This window comes from Oleiphilus sp. HI0061 (genome assembly GCF_001635675.1).
Window position 1 is genome coordinate 1 of sequence record NZ_LWFE01000107.1, and the last position, 482, is coordinate 482.

A 482-nucleotide genomic window follows, 5' to 3' on the forward strand; every position below is an offset into this window, starting at 1 on the left:
TTCTACACTTCAGTTTGAAAGGCTTGATCAGGCGGCTATTGAGGTTCGCGAATTTGGTGTAATCGTTGAGCATTCTCATAATAATGACACGAGGCAGTTTGATGTTGATCTTTCAGAAAACACTTCGTTAGTCGATATTACTCTTAAACCTGGCAAAAACGAGATTTCGTTAGAAGTTACGGCGTCCTTACAGATGCCGTATTCAGGGCTTGAGTGCGAATTAGACGAGAGGTTACGAAATCTCGTACTGCTAGATGACGGGGGCGAAAGTACCGAAGAAACACAGAACGCTGTATTAGAGCTCCAAGGAATGCGGCGGAATGTAGAACAGGTTTTAACTTATAATTTCGTAATATTTCGAGATGAAGCTGATGAGCTTGAAATTACCGACTTTGCTAATCCTCTAGCTCTGTTTGATGAAAATTCACTTGAATCGAATAATCTTTCACTATCAGGTGATTATTTGGTACTTGGTTCGCCAA

General features: G+C 40.9%; 1 protein-coding gene. It reads left to right on the forward strand.

Going from position 1 to position 482, the window contains the following annotated elements; all coding sequences use genetic code 11:
• Nucleotides 1–482, forward strand: a 482-nt coding sequence (locus A3735_RS30050) for a hypothetical protein (RefSeq protein WP_197485576.1), incomplete at both ends; no start/stop codon positions are given.